Below are 2,053 nucleotides of genomic sequence, written 5' to 3'. Positions count from 1 at the left end.
TAGTGTTTCGGTGGTCATAGCGTGAGGGAAACGCCCGGTTACATTCCGAACCCGGAAGCTAAGCCTCATAGCGCCGATGGTACTGCAGGGGGGACCCTGTGGGAGAGTAGGACGCCGCCGAACTAATCTTATAAAGCCTCAGTCCCCGGACATTGTCCGGGGACTGAGGCTTTTTTGCGTTCGGGCCCCGGCCCTCTCCTTCTCAGAGACGGCCGGCCGCCTTCAGGGAAAGGTAGGCGTCGGCCAGTGCGGGGGCCAGATTGTTTGGGATTGCGTCCACTACTGTGACGCCGCGGCGGGTGAGTTGTTCCGCTGTGCGGCGGCGTTCGGATTGTGCCTGGGCCGCTGCTGCCGCGTCGTAGACCGCTTCTACTGATCCGCGGGCCTTCGCCATTTCCTCGATCCTGGGGTCGGCTACCGAGGCGAGCAGGACCTTGTGGCGTTTGGTGAGCCGTGAAAGTACGGGGAGCAGGCCCTCCTCGATGGGGGCCGCGTCGAGGCTCGTAAGCAGCACGATCAGGGAACTGCGGGGTGCTGTGCGCAGGGCCGTTGACGTCAGGCCTCGGGCGTCCGTCTCGATGAGTTCGGGTTCCAGAGTCGCCAGGGCGTTGACCAGAGAGGGAAGAACGTCACCTGCTGATCGGCCCTGGACCAGGGCGCGTACGCGGCGATCGTATGCGAGAAGGTCCACGCGATCACCGGCGCGGGAGGCCAGGGCGGCCAGGAGCAGCGCGGCGTCCATCGAGGCGTCAAGGCGTGGCGCGTCGCCGACGCGGCCGGCGGAGGTGCGGCCGGTGTCGAGGACCAGGAGGATGTGCCGGTCACGTTCCGGGCGCCAGGTGCGGATCGCGACGGTGGACTGGCGGGCCGTGGCGCGCCAGTCGATGGAGCGGGTGTCGTCGCCGGGGACGTAATCGCGGAGACTGTCGAACTCTGTGCCCTGGCCGCGGGTCAGCACGCTGGTGCGGCCGTCGAGTTCGCGGAGCCGGGCCAGCTTGGAGGGCAGGTGCTTCCGGCTGGTGAAGGGCGGCAGCACGCGTACGGTCCACGGAACCCGGTGGGTGCCCTGGCGGGCGAAGAGGCGCAGCGGGCCGTACGAGCGGATGGTCACGCGGTCGGATCGGTGGTCGCCGCGGCGGGTGGGGCGCAGGTGAGTGGTGAGGCGGCGGCGTTCGCCGGCCGGGATCGCGAGGCTCTGGCGGGATGCGGCGACTTCGGTGCCGGGCTGCCAGCTGCTGGGGGGCCAGGCGTCGCGGAGGTCGGCGCGCAGGGGGCGGCCGGAGGGGTTGGTGACGGTGAGCTGGACTTCGGCGGTTTCCCCGAGGCGTACGGAAGTGTCGCCGGAGCGGGTCAGGCCGAGGCGGCGTACCGGGGCGGCGAGTGCGAAGTCGCAGGCGCATGCCAGGGCCAGGGGGGTGTTGACGGTGAGGAGGCCGGTCCAGCTGGGGTCCCAGAGGCCTACGGGGAGGGTGCCCAGGGCTGCAAGGAGGGCGGCGCGTCCGGTGACGGCCATCAGCGAGGGACCGGGACGTGGGTGAGGATCGCGTTGATGACCGAGTCCGCGGTGACGCCCTCCATTTCGGCCTCCGGGCGCAGCTGTATGCGGTGGCGGAGGGTGGGGAGCGCGAGGGCTTTGACGTCGTCGGGGATGACGTAGTCGCGGCCGGTGAGCCAGGCCCAGGCGCGGGCCGTGGAGAGCAGGGCAGTGGCACCTCGGGGGGAGACGCCGAGGGTGAGGGAGGGCGATTCGCGGGTGGCGCGGCACACGTCGACCACGTAAGCGGTGATCTCGGGGGAGATGGAGGTCTTGGCGACCGCGGCGCGGGCGGCTTCCAGGTCGGCGGGGCCCGCTACGGGGCGTACGCCGGCGGCGTGCAGGTCGCGTGGGTTGAAGCCCTCGGCGTGGCGGGTGAGAACGTCGATCTCGTCCTGGCGGGAGGGGAGCGGGACCGTCAGTTTGAGGAGGAAGCGGTCCAGTTGGGCTTCGGGGAGGGGGTAGGTGCCCTCGTATTCGACGGGGTTCTGGGTGGCCGCGACCAGGAAGGGGTCGGGG

The 2,053-nt window shown here is 70.3% G+C and carries 2 protein-coding genes and 1 rRNA gene; 1 reads left to right on the top strand and 2 read right to left on the bottom strand.

The window, feature by feature from the left end:
* Nucleotides 1–6: 6 nt before the first annotated feature.
* Nucleotides 7–123 (top strand): 5S ribosomal RNA (gene rrf, locus GKQ77_RS32110).
* Between the two features lie 79 nt (nt 124–202).
* On the opposite strand, the gene GKQ77_RS32105 is transcribed toward rrf, so the two are convergent.
* Complete coding sequence (locus GKQ77_RS32105) at nt 203–1,513, bottom strand: DUF58 domain-containing protein (protein ID WP_219692645.1); 1,311 nt, start codon at nt 1,511–1,513, stop codon at nt 203–205.
* A partial coding sequence (locus GKQ77_RS32100; RefSeq protein ID WP_219692644.1) for an AAA family ATPase occupies nt 1,513–2,053 on the bottom strand: 541 nt, incomplete at its 5' end. The genes GKQ77_RS32100 and GKQ77_RS32105, both read right to left, overlap by 1 nt.

The organism is Streptomyces anatolicus (assembly GCF_019400875.1).
Taxonomy (GTDB): domain Bacteria; phylum Actinomycetota; class Actinomycetes; order Streptomycetales; family Streptomycetaceae; genus Streptomyces; species Streptomyces anatolicus.
Note: the sequence above shows the minus strand (reverse complement) of the source record. Positions and strands in the feature narration are given on the sequence as shown.